Here is a 15,920-nt window from a genome sequence, read left to right as displayed (position 1 = left end):
ACTCGGCCCAACAATAATGATGCTACCCTTCTTCGCAATATACATATACCCATGGTTAAACGCGGGGCCCGCCATGTCCTCTGAAATCAAGGGTAGGAGGGCAGTGGGGCTTAATGTACCTACTGCAGCTCTCTTAACAATGCTTCTCGCAACAATAGGCTTCACTGCAATGTATTATGCATTAGGCTTTAACTTCGTTACGGCAGCCTTATCTAACTCAAACATAAACGGTACGGTTAACTACTGGACAATAGCCATGGCGGCGTCAGGTAACCCTATATTAGCTTGGATTATTGGGATAGGTTCAGTAACGTGGAACCTGGCAATACTAGCCTATGGGGCAATCATTGTTGTTAGGTACTGGTTCGCAATGTCCTTTGATAGAGTCTTACCAAGCTTCTTCGCCTACCTAAGCCCAAGGTTTGGTTCACCAGTTTACGCGCACTTATTCGACTTAGCAATAACCTCCATACTCATTACCCTTGCCGGAGTATTCTACGGCACATTCACAGCACTATACGGTGCCGTTGTTGAGGCGTTATTATACTACATGGCGGTTGGCATTGCTGCAGTGGTAATAGGTGTTAAGGGGGCTGGCATAATAGGTCTTAGGAATCCTAGTAGGGTAACATTAGCTATTTCTGGTATGCTTTTTGCAGCAGTAATGGGTTTCTTGACTTACCAATTCCTAGAATACCCATCAATATGGGGTGGTAACTGGTTAGCCTATGGTGTTGAGGCAGCAGCAGTTATAGTAGGTATCGTATTATACGTCACTGTTCGTTTATTACATAAGAGGAGGCTTGGTATTGATATTGCCGCAACATACATGGAGATACCACCTGAGTAATCTGACTTAAATCACGTTAAGGTTAAATCAGTATTTTTCAATTCCTAAGGATTAATTAAGTAAGTAAATTTTATCATAATGATTACTTAGGATACAATGTATCATATTTACACTATGTTCCAACTTCATTAAGCTATCGAGTAATTGTAGACAACCCAGAAAGGTATATAAACCCCCTCTGCTGTAGGTGTACTTGAGGTGAGTGAAATGAACGTGCCAACTACAAAAGTACCATTAGATACGGTTAAAGGAGCAGTAGTAAGGAAGAGCATTAGGAGGATTAATGGTAAAGAGGGACGTGGTAGCGTAAGCTATATAGCTTCAAACCTAAAGAACCCGGACAACATTGTAGTAATATATGGTGTATTAACGCCGCCAGTAACGTATGCTTACGATGAAAGGAATAGAATGTTTAAAGTTAACTAATCAAGGCTTCTGCATTACTGCCTATAGGGCAATATTTGGAAGCTTTCTTGCGGTTTATTGAATGTACCTTAAATAACTTATCTTATTTATGTTAATACCTTTTTCCTTAAATCTCTATATTTATCTATATATTATTACACTTGGTTATGGTAAAGTGCACTAAGTAAACTTTATTAAGGGGTACATTACTGGTTCATGTAATGATTGATATTATTAACCTATCACCTGGCAGGAATCCACCAGATGAATTACGTGTTGTTGTTGAGATTCCGGCGGGTTCAAACGTTAAGTATGAGTATGATAAGGAAAATAAAGTGTTTGTTGTTGATAGGGTTCTCTACACTGCAATGTCGTACCCATTCAATTATGGTTTTATACCCGGTACATTAACTGAGGATGGTGATCCACTTGATGCGGTGGTGATAAGTAGTGCGTCATTCCTACCAGGCACTATTGTTGATGTTAGGCCTGTTGGGGTTTTGAACATGGAGGATGAGAAGGGGCTTGACTATAAGTTAATAACAGTACCGTTAACTAAGGTTGATCCCAGGTTCTCAATGGTGAAGGATATAAAGGATTTACCTGATGTGATACTTTACCAGATAAGGCACTTCTTCGAGCATTATAAGGAGCTTGAACCAGGTAAGTGGACTAAGGTTAATGACTTTAAGGGTGTTGAGGAGGCTAAAAGACTTGTACTTAAGTACATTAGGGGCAGACCAAGTGTAATCAACGGCATAAGCCAGCTTCATGAATAAGAAATATTAACACCACTGGAGGCTTGAACCCAATGAACCTTAATCCAATTGTACTAGTTAGATATGGGGAAATAGGGGTGAAGAGTAACAGAGTTAGGGTTAGACTGGAGAATCTATTAATTAAGAATATTCAGGAATCCTTGAATAGAGGGGGCATATTGAACTACAGTATTAGTAAAACTAGGGGTAGGATCCTGGTAAGCGTACCTAAAGAGGACCTAATTAATGCTGCATTAATGGCTGCAAGGGTGTTTGGTGTTGTATCAGCATCACCAGCCTACTACTTCAATTTCATTAACATTAATGAAATAGCGACGGTTGCCTATGAGCTATGGCGTAGTAAGGTTACTGGAAGAAAATTCGCAGTCAGGGTTAGCAGAACCGGTAACCACCCATTCACATCAATTGACGTGGCTAAGCGAGTTGGCGCTGCGCTCTATCCATTTTCAAACGGTGTTGACTTAGATAACCCAGAGGTGGAGTTATATGTGGAGATTAGGGATAATTATGCCTTCCTATTTGATGAAGTGATAAATGGGCCAGGTGGCTTACCTTTAGGTTCACAGGGAGGTAAGGTACTCGCACTAGTCTCCGGCGGCTTCGACTCACCTGTAGCGTACTGGTTAATGAGTAGGAGGGGAGCCTTGGTTGATGTATTGTTCTGTAGCCTAGCTCCACCAGTGGATGTTATAGGGTTAATTAGGATTATTAAGTACCTTTATGATCATTGGGTCTTCGGATACGATCCACTAATCATGATTGCGGATTGCACTCAACTAGTAAACACCATGAGGGGCTTAGTGAACAGTCACTTCATGAACATTGTCTTCAAGAAATTCCTATATAAGTTAGCTGAATCAATAGTGGTGGAGGGCAATTACATGGGTATAGTTACTGGCGAATCCCTTGGTCAAGTTAGTAGCCAAACATTAAGCAACCTGCATTCAGCATCAATGGGCATTAATGTACCGATATTCAGGCCCTTAATAGGTATGGATAAGGATGATATAATTAAATTAGCTAAGAGGATAGGTACGTATGAGGAGTCTGCAAGGATGATTGAACCCTGCTCAGTGTTCTCTAGGAAGCCGAGGACGAGGTCAACACCAAGTAGACTTGACGAGGAATTAAGTAAAGTAATTAACCTATTAAGCGCAATTAAGGCAAGTATCATTAAGGTAAAGGCCAGTGAATTAAGCAGCATTAATGAAAAATCACTGTTAAGTAACTGGAGAATTAACATCACAAACACTGGTACAGGCAGTATAGGTTCATGTAAATGAATGCCTAAGAAAGTTTTTGTGAACCTAAATAATGCATTTAACTCAGTTAAAGTTTAACTCGATACATAGCTTATAATGAAGTTAAGCAGTTGCGATATCTTATACCTACTAAGGTACCAGAGAACCCTACCACCCATGCCTCTTGCCACAAGCCCCCTACCCAATTGAGCATGAGCAGTGGCTACAAGTAACTTAAGTGTTTTCCTATCATTAATGGTGGTGGATCCGTGATGCATGTGGTGACTCATTGTAACCCACGGCATTACCTTAATTCCACTGTAGTATAGTAATAGGCCTAGGGTTGTTTCATCACTAACGTAGAGCCTAATGCCAGGTTCAATATTCTTAAGTGATTCCTCAATTTTACCTAGGACGCTCAAGTTAATGGACTCTAGGAGTGGTTTACTTAACCTAACAGCCTGCTTAGGGCCGATGAAGAAGACTCCCTTCCAGAACCCTGGAATCCTGTAACCATAAACCTCAACGCTCCTCCCATTAACATTAACCTCACCAAGCCTAATGCTTCGACTTAGGAATAATGTCCTACCCTTAGTCTCATGGTCAAGTACAGTGTAGTAACCAAACCTACTGATCAACTCACCGTCAACGTTCACCAATTCCTCCTCAAGTAAGTTATCGCTATCCACAACTAGTGCATCAAGCTCCTCCTCCCTAGCATCCCTCAGTATCCTCATGAAGGTTAAGTTCCTATCACGCCAATTACCATACCTAATCTCAACATCCTCAGGAAGAACCCTCCTAAGTAACTCCACCTGCCTATCCTTAAACACATTATCTACGTAAACTATGCTGTGTTTAACGCCAAGTAGCTTAGCGTTAACCATGAAGTAATCAATGACCTCATGTATCCTGTAGAATGGTAGGTAGGTTATTAGCGTATCCACGGTGAACCCATTATCAGTAACTTAATAAGATTTTCCATGAAGCAGTAAACCAACTGAAGCTAATCACTGAATAAACGCATTATACTTAAGGCTTAAAAACCCGGCATAAACGCGCTTCTGATCAACTTTGAGCAGTGAAGGTCAAGCAACCGAGGCTAAGCCTGAGGAGACTCAGCAGGTTCAGGAAGGCGCCAGTGAACAGCGGGTTGAGGCTAAGCCAAGTGAGGCTGAGGCTAAGGTTGAGGAGAGGAGGCCGACTTTGCTTGATGAGTTAAGTAAGGTTAACTCCAGGAAGCCTAACATACCAGCTAATGTGCTTAAGTTGCTTAAATTATCCATAAGGATGCGTAGGGGGAGGTACAGCTTCATTAGGTATTATAATAAGGAGCATAAGATTAGGCTTGAGGATTCGCCCTGGAGGAGACCTAAGGGTATTGATAATAAGATTAGGATGAAGAAGAAGGGTTACCCACCCATTGTTAACGTGGGTTATAGGGGCCCTAGGGGTGTTAGGGGTGTTCACCCAAGTGGGTTCATTGAGGTTATTGTTCATAATCCTGAGGAATTATCAAGGGTTAACCCTGAAACCCAAGCCGTTAGGATAGCGTCCACTGTTGGTGTTAGGAAGAGGATTGAGATAATTAGGGAGGCTGTTAGGAGGGGTATTAGGGTGCTTAATGTTGATAAGAGGACTAGGGAGGCTATAAGGGAGGTGACCTGATGTGGACCTGAGGGAAACAGTAGCTAGACTACTTAAAGTGCCTAAGTCAAGGGTCGTGATTAAGCAGGAGGCCCTTGAGCAGCTTGAGGAGGCTATAACAAGGAATGATGTGAGGAGCCTAATGAAGGAGGGTTTAATTGAAGTTAAGCCCAAGAAGGGTAATAGTAGGAGTAGGTGGAGGATTACCCATGAGAAGAGGAAGAGCGGTAGGAGGAGAGGTAAGGGGAGCAGGAGGGGTACTAGGAAGGCTAGGGGGGCTGTGGGTAAGGAGGCTTGGGTACCTAGGATTAGGAGGATTAGGAGATTCCTGAACACGCTGAAGCATAAGGGGGTTATTGATAAGGCCACTTGGAGGAACCTGTACAGGATGGCTAAGGGCGGCTACTTTGAGTCCCTTGCCCACTTAAGAACATACATGATTCAGAATGGGATGGTTACTGAGGATAAGATTAAGGCAGCCTTCAGGGGTGGTTCCTAATGGCCAATAGCGGTAGGTATAAGGTTAAGTTCAGGAGGAGGAGGGAGGGTAAGACTGATTACTATAAGAGGAGGATAATGGTAATAAGCGGTAAACCCAGGTTAGTCGTCAGGTTCAGTAACCGCTACGTGGTGGCTCAGGTAATAGTATCAGCACCACAGGGCGACTTCACCGTGGCTGAGGCTAACAGTAGGGAGTTGGCTAAGAAGTTTGGTTGGCTTGGTGGAACCGGGAACACGCCTGCAGCATACCTAGTTGGCTTACTTGTTGGATATAGGGCATTATCGAAGGGTGTTAAGTTAGCCATCCTCGATGTTGGACTCCACAGGGTCACTAAGGGTGGTAGATTATTCGCAGTGGTTAAGGGGGCTGTGGACGCTGGGTTAGAGGTGCCTCATGATGAGGAAATACTACCAAGTGACGATAGGTTAAGTGGGGAACATGTTGCCCAATATGCCTCAAACCTAAGGCAAGCCAACCCAGAACTCTACAAGCTAAGGTTCTCAAAGTACATTACAAGGGGGCTTGAGCCTGAAAACATAAGTAAGCATTTTGAGGAGGTTAAGTTAAAGATAATGGAGAAGTACGCTAAGAGTGAGGCTAAGGCCGAGGACTCGCAGTAGCCCTTTAATTTTCATAGGATGAAACACATACTGCGCATTCCCTAACCCGCACTGGGTCTTAAGGATTAATGCCAACGCTAACTGAAGTGTCGCCTTCTCATAACTGGTTCACGTTTCTATAGTTTGTCATAGTTAAAGGCATTAACCTATGAATGATTCAGTAACCATGGCTAATGCAACACCTAGTGTACGCGTTAAGTAAATAACCGCCAAGGTGGTAGAATATAGTTTAATTAGGGGGGTAATGTTTAAAAGAGGGTTATTACGAGGCTATATATGATGTGGTGGGAAATGCGGGAAACATGCCAAGGACATTAAACGTCACCGTGGCTAAGATAGGTGGTTCCCTACTTAAGCCAGGTGGCGTTGAGAAGGTTTTAAGTAAGGTCATTGAGAGGCATTTGATTGATGACAGTAAGTTAATCCTAGTTGTATCAGCAATGAAGGGTGTTACTGACACCCTAATAAAGGCTTATGATGAAGGTAAGCCGCAGTTAATCCAGGAGTCAATTCAACCATACATGAATGAGGCGTATAGGTTTGGCCTAAGTAAACTAGGTAGGCTCATTGAGAACATAGGCGAGAGGTTAGAGACCTTAGTTAACGTTAGGGAACCGTGGGCTAGGGATAACGTAATAGTTCACGGTGAATTACTCTCAGTCATGCTTGTTGAGTCAATTCTCTATAATGAGCTTGGTGTTGATGCCGGCGCAGTTTATGACCCTGGAATAACAACTAATGAGGATTGGGGAAGAGCCTCAGTATTGGGTGTTAGTTCACATTACGTTAGGCATAGGTTAGCCTGGGCCCTATCCAGGAGGAGCGTCGTGGTTGTGCCGGGTTTCCTTGGAATTAGCCTAAACGGTAGGTTAACGTCACTGGGTAGGGGTGGTAGTGATTACTCAGCATCCTTAATAGCAGCCTACATTAATGCCCCAAGGCTAATCTTCTACACCGACGTTGAGGGTATAATGACCGGGGATCCTAGAATAATAGGTGACGCTAAGGTTATACCAAGCTTAACCCATGAGGAGGCCTACGTAGCATCATTAACGGGCGCCAAGAAATTCCACCCAGGCACATTTAAACCACTCATAGACAGTAACGTTAATGTAATGGTCACTAACCCATGGTCAAGCAATGGAACATCAATAATATCAAGATGCGTTAACACACCTAAACTAGTCTCAATATCAGAGGTGGGTTCAATAGGCTTAATTAACCTTAAAAGCGGCTACGCGGTCACGGTTGTTGGCTGCGTAATGGGCCTTGATGAGTACAGGAGGGAGGTTTACCTAATCATGAGTAGTTATGACCCAGTAGACGTAATAAACGATACTGAGGGTAATGCGGTCTCATCAATAGTTAAGGAGCAGGATGATGCGGTTAAGTTAGCTAAAGACCTACATAAGTGGGTGGTATCATGGATAAGGTGAAGGTTTCGATACTTGGGGCAACGGGCCTAGTGGGGCAGTGGATGGTTAAGCTACTTGAGGATCACCCATACATTGAGGTAGCAGCCCTCTCAGCATCCCCAGGTAAGGTTGGGCAGAGGTATGGTGACGTGGTTAAATGGTTCATAGAGGGTGATGTACCGGAGTACGCTAGGGGAATTAAATTAACGTCAACTGAACCAGTGGATCAAAGGAATGTTGATGTTGTTTTATCAGCGTTACCTAACGATGTTGCTGAACCAGTTGAGGCTAAGTTACTTGAGGCTGGTTTAAACGTAATATCTAATGCATCCCCAAGGAGAATGGACCCTAATGTACCCTTAATAAACCCCGAGGTGAATTGGCAGCACCTTGAGGTTTTAAGGGAGTCTAAGGGGCCTTGGCTCGTCAAGAACCCCAACTGCACATCAGCCATAATCACCTTAGCGATAAAGCCATTAGCCGAACACATTAGGGAATTATACGTGACAACACTTCAAGCCGTTTCAGGGGCTGGTTACATGGGCTTATCTTACCTAGCCATTGAGGGTAACGTGATACCCTTCATTAAGGGTGAGGAGGATAAGATAGCCGCTGAGTCAAATAAGATGCTGGGGGTTATGGGTAAGGGTAAGTATGAGCCGTGGGGTAGGCCAGTTAGGGTTACCTCAATAAGGGTTCCAGTTAAGTATGGGCACATGGCTTCAATATTCATGGTGATGGATAAGGAGTACAGTATTGATGATGTTAAGCGTGAGTTAACAAGCTTCAAGTCACTCCCCCAGGAAGCTAACCTACCCACTGCACCACCCAGGCCAATAATAGTTTCCAATAGGCCTGATGCACCACAGCCAACTAGGGACCTGGATCACATGGCTGTTACAGTGGGTAGGTTAATGGCTTCAGGTAGCGTTGTTAGGATGGTTGCCTTAGGCGATAACCTGGTTAGGGGTGCTGCGGGTATAACTATATTAACGTTGGAGACGATGAAGGCTATGAAGCTTATTTAACCGTTTAACCCTCTTCATTCTGGTGGCTTGGGGTTTATGGTTACTTAGGGAAAGGTTTATATAGAAGCGGCTTCTGGGGATGCATATGTCAACAGCTCAACAACCTAAGAGTGGTGTTCCAGTAGCCATACTTAAGGAGGGTAGTTCAAGGACAACTGGTGCAGATGCCAGGAGGAGTAACATAATGGCTGCTAAGGTTATAACTGAGGTTCTTCAAACAAGCCTTGGACCCAGGGGAATGGATAAGCTACTCATTGACGCCTTCGGTGACGTAACAATAACCGGTGATGGCGCAACAATACTCAAGGAAATGGAGGTCCAACACCCTGCAGCTAAACTACTTGTTGAGGTGGCTAAGGCTCAGGACGCGGAGGTTGGTGACGGCACAACCACCGTGGTTGTCCTGGCTGGTAAACTCCTTGAGCAGGCTGAGATACTACTGGATGAGGGTATTCACCCAACCATAATAATTGATGGTTTTAAGAAGGCCTTAGACTACATAAACTCCACAATAACTGAAGTACCGAACCTGATTTACCCAGTTAACCTGAATAATAGGGATGAGGTGGCTAAGATTGTTGCCAACTCACTGAGCAGTAAGGTTGTTGCTGAGGCTAGGGATTACTTAGCCAAGATAGTTGTTGATGCCTCATACATAGCCGCTGAGCAGACTAACGGTAAGTACAACCTTGACTTAGATTGGGTTAAGGTTGAGAAGAAGAAGGGCCAGAGCCTATACGAGACCCAGTTCATCCAGGGTATTGTGCTGGATAAGGAGGTTGTTCACCCAGGGATGCCTAAGAGGATTGTGAACGCTAAGATAGCGGTCCTAGACGCACCACTTGAGATTGAGAAGCCTGAGTGGACAACTAAGATATCGGTTTCATCACCACAGCAGATTAAGGCTTACCTTGAGGAGGAGGCCAATATACTTAAGGGTTACGTTGATAAGCTCAAGGAGATCGGCGCCAACGTAGTCATTACGCAGAAGGGTATTGATGAGACTGCCCAACACTTCCTAGCTAAGGCCGGTATTATGGCTGTTAGGAGGGTTAAGAGGAGTGACATTGAGAAGCTGGCTAAGGCAACTGGAGCTAGGATAGCCACAAGCATTAAGGACCTTAAGCCAGAGGACCTTGGCACAGCTGGGCTCGTTGAGGAGAGGAAGGTTGGTGAGGAGAAGATGGTCTTCGTTGAGCAATGCCCCAACCCAAGGGCAGTAACCATACTCATTAGGGGTGCTGCGGACAGGGTTCTTGACGAGGCTGAGAGGTCCATAAACGATGCACTCCACGTCACAAGGGACCTATTCAGGGATCCGAGAATAGTGCCAGGTGGTGGAGCCTTCGAGATTGAGGTGGCTAGGAGGCTTAGGGAGTGGGGTAGGAAGCTTCCAGGTAAGGAGCAGTTAGCCGTAATGAGGTATGCTGAGGCTGTGGAGAAGGTGCCTGAGATACTTGCCTTAACCGCCGGCCTTGATCCAGTGGACGCCATAGCCGAGTTGAGGAGTAGGCATGATAAGGGTGAGCTTGACGCTGGCGTTGATGTGCTTGGTGGTAAGATAACTAGGATGAGTGAGTTAAACATATGGGACCCATTAATAGTTAAGATGCAGGTAATGAGGAGTGCCACTGAGGCGGCAATAATGGTGCTTAGGATAGATGACATAATAGCCGCTGGGCAGACTAAGTCAGGCAGTACAGGTAAGGGTAAGGCTGGTGAGGAGTCAAAGACAGGGGAGGAGAGTGGAACCAGTAGTGACTAATTAAACCAAGGTTAATTAAATTCCCTCCTTAAAGTTAGTTTTATTCATTAACCTAAACAGTTGTGAGTAACCTCATTAACTCCCTTTCGTAAATCGTCGCCACTAACCTATTATCATCATCCACCACACCAATAATGGGTGCCTCGGTTTCCCTAAACCTCCTCAAGACATCAATAATCCTCGCCCCATTACCAACGGTTACTAATTCATTTAATGGTAATGAGCAGGCTGGGGTCGACTCGTAGAGCGCTGGATCCACCTCCAGTAATTGTTGGACGGATAAGTAGCCTAGGGGCTTATTCTCATCATTAACCACGACAATAGCCCTCACCCCCCTCTCCACCATCCTATTCACGGCAACTCTTAAACTATCACCGCAGGTTACCGTAAGGGGCTTAAGCTGCTCACCCACGCTCATTATACTGTTGTTAAGCCTAACCCTGACTGCTGCATTAACCTGAGTTACCGGCTTCACTACTGCCCTAAAGATGAGTGGAACCAGTAGTGAATTCACTATTATTGATAAGGCTAAGTACGAGTATGTTGACCTGGTTATTAAGCCCATGGTTAATAAGGTGACTAGTAGCGATGCATCCACACCCCCCTTAGTTGATGTGCCTAAGCCATTAGTAAGCACCTCACCCTTAAGTAAAACTGCAGCCAAGGCCCCTGCAGTCACCTTTGATGATAATAGGAGTAAGGCTATTATTAAGCCTATTAATAGTAGGCTTAGGTTAAGCCTAGTGAAGTATAGGCCTATGCTAACGAAGAATAAGGGCTCGAAGAAGCCGTAGGTGAAGCCGTGAAGCTTCTCAAGGAGCTCCGGCCTATCCTTAAAATACCTCCTAAGTAGTATGCCTAGGAATAATGCGGCCACCGCTGAATTGAAGTTAACGAGTTCAGCTAGGAAGGCAACAACGAGTATTAGTGAAACCACCACAGCGAACTCAACCTCCCTAGCCTTAATGTAGCCCTCAATCCACTCAAAGAACCTGGAGACCCATGGCCCCATTACGAATATGAACACTATTAAGAGCACCATGCCTATCAACGTTAAGGCAGAGTCCCCAGTCCTCAGACTGAGTAGGGTGGCGAAGAGTATAACTGACGCAACCTCAATTAATACACCCTGTTGAAAAAGCGCTCCCCCTAGGCTGGTCTTAGTGATACCCAGATCCATGAGTAATCTAGCCAGTGGCCCAACGCTGGTCATTATGAGGGGTATTATGAGAAGAGGCTCAACACTAACCCCCATGGCCACTAGTGAAGCGTAAATCACAGCGAACGGTAAAGCAAGCTCAATTACCACTGCGGCTAACGCATTAGTGCTTAACTTACCTTCAATCTCAAATTCCTCCGCCCCTGATAGGAATAGTAGTAGGATTATGCCCAGTGAGGACACGAATTGAATAACAGTATTAATGCTCACTAGCCCCATTACACCATCACCCAGTATAATACCCACAACTATAGCGCCCACGAATGGTATTAACTTAACCCTGAGGAATAACTCCTCGAAGGCCTTAGCCAACACTAGCATTACGCCCAGGTAGAGTAATGATGCTGCCGCCTCACTCATAATCATGACTAGGCATTAGCGCCTTAGGATTATATACTTGCAGTAATGGCTGCATTAGTTAACGTGGCTTACTGTTACCTTAATTACTGTGGTTAAGCAGAACTAATTTATAGTAGGTTTTAGTTTACTTAAATAATGAAGGGTTGGACCGGTAGGCTACTTAGGATTAATTTAAGCATAGGTAAGCATTGGGTTCAGGACCTTGACCCCTCAATACTCATTAACTACGTGGGCGGTAGGGGGCTTGCTGTTAAGCTTCTTTGGGATGAACTACCAAGGGGTATTGACCCACTTAGCCCATTGAATAAGCTGATTATTGCAGCAGGACCATTAACGGGCTACCCAGGGCCAAACACTGGTAAACTAGTTATAGCTGCTAAGAGCCCGCTAACTGGGGGTTACGGTGACGGTAACATTGGTAGCTGGGCATCAGTGCACCTTAGGAAGGCCGGCTTCGACGCTATGATTATTGAAGGGGCTTCAAGTAAGCCGGTTTACATTTACGTTGAGAATGAGGGGGTTGAGGTTAAGCCTGCTGATGACCTATGGGGACTAGACACCTTCACCACTGAGGATAAGTTGAGGAGCATCTACGGCTCCAACGTAGGCATGCTTATAATTGGACCAGCCGGCGAGAACCTTGTCAGGTTCGCCACGGTGGTTGCCCAGAAGGGTAGGAGTGGGGGTAGGCCCGGCATGGGGGCTGTTATGGGTAGTAAGAGGGTTAAGGCGATAGTGATAAGGGGGACTAAACCCCTACCTCAACCGGCTGATCAGGCCTTAAGTAAGATTGGTGTTGAGGCTGACTTGGCTGCTAAGGCTAAGCAGAATTACGGCTTCTGGCTTAGGCAGGGGACAACAGCCACAGTGGAGTGGGCCCAGGAGGCTAGTGTACTACCAACGCTTAACTATAGGGAGGGGCAGTTCGACTATTATGATAAGATTGGTGGGGTTATGGTTGAGAAGAGTAATGTAACCACTAGGTCCTGTCCAAACTGCGTAATGCCCTGTGGGCACGTGGTTAAGGACCTTGAGGATCAATTATCCGAGTTGGATTACGAGAACATTGCAATGCTGGGCAGTAACATAGGTGTAGGGAACCTGCAGGAGGTTGCTTACTTAAATAGGTTAGCCGACATGATGGGTTTAGACACCATAAGCCTAGGCTCAACGCTGGGTTGGGCAATGGAGGCTACGGAGAGGGGCCTCATTAAGGATGGTTTAGAGTGGGGTGACTACAGGAGGGCTGCTGAGGTGACTTTAGACATAGCCCACCAGAGGACTGAATTAGGCAGGTTACTTGGCCTAGGAGTTAGGGGTGCCTCAAGTAGAATTGGCGGTGGGTCTGAGGGGTTCGCAATGCATGTTAAGGGCCTTGAGGTAAGCGCCTACGATTGCCACGCAGCCCCAGGCATGGCCCTTGCCTTCGCCACAAGCCCAATTGGCGCTCACCATAAGGATGCTTGGGTTATTTCCTGGGAGGTTCAGACTAATAGGTTCGCATACAGTAGGGATAAGGTGCTTAAGGTTATTGAGCTACAGAACATTAGGGGTGGGTGGTTTGAGGTTATGGTCGGCTGCAGGCTACCCTGGGTTGAAATAGGCCTTGAACTGGACTGGTACTGGAGAATGTACAAGGCGGCAACAGGCCTAGACCTAGACCTCGAGGGTGTTGCTAATAGGGTTTACACACTAATTAGGGCCTATTGGATTAGGGAGTATGGCGGCTGGTCAAGGGATTACGATACCCCACCAGCCAGGTGGTTTAAGGACCCATTAAGCAAGGGCCCCCTCAAGGGGTCTAGGCTTAACTATGATGCGTACCAGCAAATGCTGACCTGGTACTACGAGGCTAGGGGATGGGATGAAAGGGGTATACCCAGGAGGAGTACGTTAAGGAGACTTGGCTTAGGCTACGTTGAGGGTGACTTAGGTAAGGTAATTGACCTAAGGGATTAGTCCTAACGTATCGGTATTGCTTAAGCAATGCCTCCTACTGCTTAATTCATTATTACTACCCAAACGCTGGTGATTACGTTGCGTCTTAATGAACCAACAATGTAGATGATGTAAATACTTAAATTAGTTATGCATTGTTTAGAGATAAGGCTTAAGTGCATTAATCACCTTATCCTTAAAACCCTCGTAATCATACTCCCTAGCCTTACTCATTATTGTTAATCTATAATCATTGCTCACGTTTAATGCGGTGATAACGGCCTCAGCCGCATCATTAATTGACGAATAACCGAAGCCGTATTTACCCCGCTCAACAATATCAAGCCAAGCACCACCATCCTTATGAACAATGGGCACTGCCCCAGTTGACATTGCCTCAACTATAGCTATACCAAAGTGTTCAGCTGGATGCGTATGCAGTATTGCCTTAGCCCTACACAGTAGGTTAGCCTTAACGTCCTCTGGTGCATTGGGGATTACGTTCACTATCCCATTACTTAACCATAGCAGTTGCTTAACCCTATCCCCTGAGTCCGAGTGCCCAATTATGGTAAAGTTAACCCCTGGTACCTTAGCCTTAACCACCTTAGCCACCTCAATGAACTCCTCCCACGGCTTACCAAGCCTCCCAATCCCAATTACTAAATCCTCCTTAACCTGGTTACTGCATTTAATTGGTTCAACAGGTGGGTGAATTATGATTCCACCTGATCCACATTGCCTTAATTTAGCAAGAGTCCATGATGAATTAGCCGCAATCACATTAGCCCTTGTCGGAAACAGTGCCTTAAGCCGACTTGCGCAATAGGGGTAGTGAACATAACCCATGTGAGGATTCCCCCTTAAATCATTGTATGCAGCGTCAATTACCACATCATAGTTCTCCAGGAATCTTTCCAAGCGTTCATATATCAGTAGGCTAATGCCTTTAATGAACCTGTTGGGGCCAATACTACTGATTACCCTATCAGGCTTAGGTCCTGGAAAACCATTATTCCATGCGCCATCAAATGTTGCTAAGGTTACTTGGTGATTAAGCTCCTTAAGAACCCTCACTAAATACCCCATAACCCGCTCCGTGCCGCTCCACACACTGCTCCTATCTCTATAAATGATGAGAGCCCTACGCATAGTGGTGTTAGTAGCTATGGCTTTTAAGCGTTCATAATGCACCGTTAAGTTTCAGCGAGTACTTTAGCAGTATTGTTTACTAGCTCATTAATAGCGTAATTTTGCGGTATTTGTCTATATGATGATGTGGATTGAAAATTAATGATAATGGTATCTTAAAGTAATGCGTTTTCATGACTCTATTGCAGCTAACCTCTAGTATCCGCAGAATGGGGGATTAATGCCAATTAGTGTTTAAAAAGGGTAGACAGTCGCCTACTACTAATGAGTAGTGGTGAAGGGCAGAGTAAGGAGCAGACTGAGGGTAACTTAATCATCTCACCCCTACCTGAGGGTGTTGAGCCTGGGAAAATGCAGGTTAAGGTGATTGAGCAGTTCAATAATCCATTGCTTCAACGTAAGGAGGTTAAGGCAGTGGTGTATCATGTTGGCTTACCAACACCCCAGAGACTTCAATTAAGGGAGGAGTTGGCTAAGGCACTGGGCTCAAGCCCAGAGTTAACTTACGTGACTCACGTGTACACGCAGTACGGTATTGGGGTATCCAGGGTTGAGGCTCATGTTTACTTCGATAAGAATACTGCTGAGCTCGTTGAGCCGCTTTACGTTAAGCTTAGGAACATGCCTAAGGATCAGGCCAAGAAGATAATGGATGAGATTAGGAGTAAAAGGAAGGCAGCCAAGAAGCCGGCGGCCAAGGGAGGTGGATGAGGATTAAGTCTCAAAAACTATTTAACAATCTAGCCAGATAACTTAGGTTAATCAACACGCATTATGATGATAAAATCTAGGCCTTAGCTTAAGATTACATTGTTTGGTATGATTGACCCAAGACTAGCTTCAATTTCTTAGGGTTCAGAACACGGTAATTACTAGTATGCGCTTTTCACTAGTAATGATGAGGGATTAGAGACAATGGTCTCTAACCTACCACCCCTTGGTTTAGTGTTGCTTAGGGTTAATGACCCAAGTAACGTCAGCATAATAGTTAACTGGATA

15 protein-coding genes are annotated in these 15,920 nt (G+C 45.1%); 12 read left to right on the top strand and 3 right to left on the bottom strand.

Annotation, left to right across the window (positions count from 1 at the left end):
• The 4 genes from Q0C29_RS05495 to thiI all read left to right on the top strand — a co-directional run.
• Positions 1-850, top strand: an 850-nt coding sequence (locus Q0C29_RS05495; RefSeq protein ID WP_291999659.1) for an amino acid permease, incomplete at its 5' end; no start/stop codon positions are given.
• A 207-nt stretch (positions 851-1,057) separates the two neighbouring features.
• A complete protein-coding gene (locus Q0C29_RS05490; RefSeq protein WP_291999658.1) occupies positions 1,058-1,276 on the top strand; it encodes a hypothetical protein in 219 nt (72 codons plus the stop codon).
• A 200-nt stretch (positions 1,277-1,476) separates the two neighbouring features.
• Positions 1,477-2,034, top strand: coding sequence for an inorganic diphosphatase (ppa, locus tag Q0C29_RS05485; protein ID WP_291999657.1), 558 nt, complete (start codon positions 1,477-1,479; stop codon positions 2,032-2,034).
• Between the two features lie 32 nt (positions 2,035-2,066).
• On the top strand, positions 2,067-3,317 hold the full coding sequence (gene thiI / locus Q0C29_RS05480; protein WP_291999656.1) for a tRNA uracil 4-sulfurtransferase ThiI: 1,251 nt from the start codon (positions 2,067-2,069) through the stop codon (positions 3,315-3,317).
• A gap of 53 nt (positions 3,318-3,370) precedes the next feature.
• Here thiI and Q0C29_RS05475 read toward each other — a convergent pair whose 3' ends face one another.
• Complete coding sequence (locus Q0C29_RS05475) at positions 3,371-4,222, bottom strand: hypothetical protein (RefSeq protein ID WP_291999655.1); 852 nt, start codon at positions 4,220-4,222, stop codon at positions 3,371-3,373.
• Positions 4,223-4,349: 127 nt separating this feature from the next.
• Here Q0C29_RS05475 and Q0C29_RS05470 point away from each other — a divergent pair, with 127 nt between their 5' ends.
• The 6 genes from Q0C29_RS05470 (at position 4,350) to thsA (ending at position 10,252) form a co-directional block, all read left to right on the top strand.
• Positions 4,350-4,943 carry a 50S ribosomal protein L32e gene (locus Q0C29_RS05470; RefSeq protein WP_291999654.1) on the top strand — a complete coding sequence of 198 codons (594 nt, stop codon included), beginning with the start codon at positions 4,350-4,352 and terminating at the stop codon, positions 4,941-4,943.
• A 1-nt stretch (position 4,944) separates the two neighbouring features.
• Complete coding sequence (locus Q0C29_RS05465; RefSeq protein WP_291999653.1) at positions 4,945-5,421, top strand: 50S ribosomal protein L19e; 477 nt, start codon at positions 4,945-4,947, stop codon at positions 5,419-5,421.
• Positions 5,421-6,044 carry a 50S ribosomal protein L18 gene (locus Q0C29_RS05460; protein WP_291999652.1) on the top strand — a complete coding sequence of 208 codons (624 nt, stop codon included), beginning with the start codon at positions 5,421-5,423 and terminating at the stop codon, positions 6,042-6,044. Before Q0C29_RS05465 ends, Q0C29_RS05460 begins: the two co-directional genes overlap by 1 nt.
• 302 nt (positions 6,045-6,346) lie before the next feature.
• Entirely contained in the window at positions 6,347-7,480 is a 1,134-nt protein-coding gene (locus Q0C29_RS05455; RefSeq protein WP_291999651.1) for an aspartate kinase, read from the top strand.
• A complete protein-coding gene (asd, locus tag Q0C29_RS05450; protein ID WP_367173632.1) occupies positions 7,465-8,487 on the top strand; it encodes an aspartate-semialdehyde dehydrogenase in 1,023 nt (340 codons plus the stop codon). The genes Q0C29_RS05455 and asd overlap by 16 nt, the downstream gene beginning before the upstream one ends.
• Before the next feature lie 85 nt (positions 8,488-8,572).
• Positions 8,573-10,252: a thermosome subunit alpha gene (gene thsA / locus Q0C29_RS05445; protein ID WP_291999649.1), complete on the top strand. Its 1,680-nt coding sequence runs from the start codon at positions 8,573-8,575 to the stop codon at positions 10,250-10,252.
• Positions 10,253-10,304: 52 nt separating this feature from the next.
• On the opposite strand, the gene Q0C29_RS05440 is transcribed toward thsA, so the two are convergent.
• Positions 10,305-11,837 (bottom strand): cation:proton antiporter, encoded by a 1,533-nt coding sequence (locus tag Q0C29_RS05440; protein ID WP_291999648.1) that lies wholly within the window; start codon positions 11,835-11,837, stop codon positions 10,305-10,307.
• Between the two features lie 129 nt (positions 11,838-11,966).
• On the opposite strand from Q0C29_RS05440, the gene Q0C29_RS05435 reads away from it, so the two are divergent.
• The gene (locus Q0C29_RS05435; RefSeq protein ID WP_291999647.1) at positions 11,967-13,790 is read left to right on the top strand and encodes an aldehyde ferredoxin oxidoreductase family protein; all 1,824 of its coding nucleotides are present in this window, start codon (positions 11,967-11,969) and stop codon (positions 13,788-13,790) included.
• 138 nt (positions 13,791-13,928) lie between these two features.
• On the opposite strand, the gene Q0C29_RS05430 is transcribed toward Q0C29_RS05435, so the two are convergent.
• Entirely contained in the window at positions 13,929-14,921 is a 993-nt protein-coding gene (locus Q0C29_RS05430) for a glycosyltransferase (protein WP_291999646.1), read from the bottom strand.
• 264 nt (positions 14,922-15,185) lie between these two features.
• Here Q0C29_RS05430 and Q0C29_RS05425 point away from each other — a divergent pair, with 264 nt between their 5' ends.
• Entirely contained in the window at positions 15,186-15,632 is a 447-nt protein-coding gene (locus Q0C29_RS05425; protein ID WP_291999645.1) for a 30S ribosomal protein S24, read from the top strand.
• The last annotated feature ends 288 nt before the right edge of the window (positions 15,633-15,920 follow it).

This window comes from Caldivirga sp., from assembly GCF_023256255.1.
GTDB lineage: Archaea > Thermoproteota > Thermoprotei > Thermoproteales > Thermocladiaceae > Caldivirga.
The sequence above is the reverse complement of the archived record's forward strand: the minus strand, read 5'-3'. Positions and strand labels throughout refer to the sequence as shown.

Coding starts and splice junctions, on each gene's coding strand:
- Q0C29_RS05490 (WP_291999658.1), top strand. CDS start 1,058: ATGAACGTGCCAACTACAAAAGTACCATTAGATACGGTTAAAGGAGCA.
- ppa (WP_291999657.1), top strand. CDS start 1,477: ATGATTGATATTATTAACCTATCACCTGGCAGGAATCCACCAGATGAA.
- thiI (WP_291999656.1), top strand. CDS start 2,067: ATGAACCTTAATCCAATTGTACTAGTTAGATATGGGGAAATAGGGGTG.
- Q0C29_RS05460 (WP_291999652.1), top strand. CDS start 5,421: ATGGCCAATAGCGGTAGGTATAAGGTTAAGTTCAGGAGGAGGAGGGAG.
- Q0C29_RS05455 (WP_291999651.1), top strand. CDS start 6,347: ATGCCAAGGACATTAAACGTCACCGTGGCTAAGATAGGTGGTTCCCTA.
- thsA (WP_291999649.1), top strand. CDS start 8,573: ATGTCAACAGCTCAACAACCTAAGAGTGGTGTTCCAGTAGCCATACTT.
- Q0C29_RS05440 (WP_291999648.1), bottom strand. CDS start 11,837: ATGATTATGAGTGAGGCGGCAGCATCATTACTCTACCTGGGCGTAATG.
- Q0C29_RS05435 (WP_291999647.1), top strand. CDS start 11,967: ATGAAGGGTTGGACCGGTAGGCTACTTAGGATTAATTTAAGCATAGGT.
- Q0C29_RS05430 (WP_291999646.1), bottom strand. CDS start 14,921: ATGCGTAGGGCTCTCATCATTTATAGAGATAGGAGCAGTGTGTGGAGC.
- Q0C29_RS05425 (WP_291999645.1), top strand. CDS start 15,186: ATGAGTAGTGGTGAAGGGCAGAGTAAGGAGCAGACTGAGGGTAACTTA.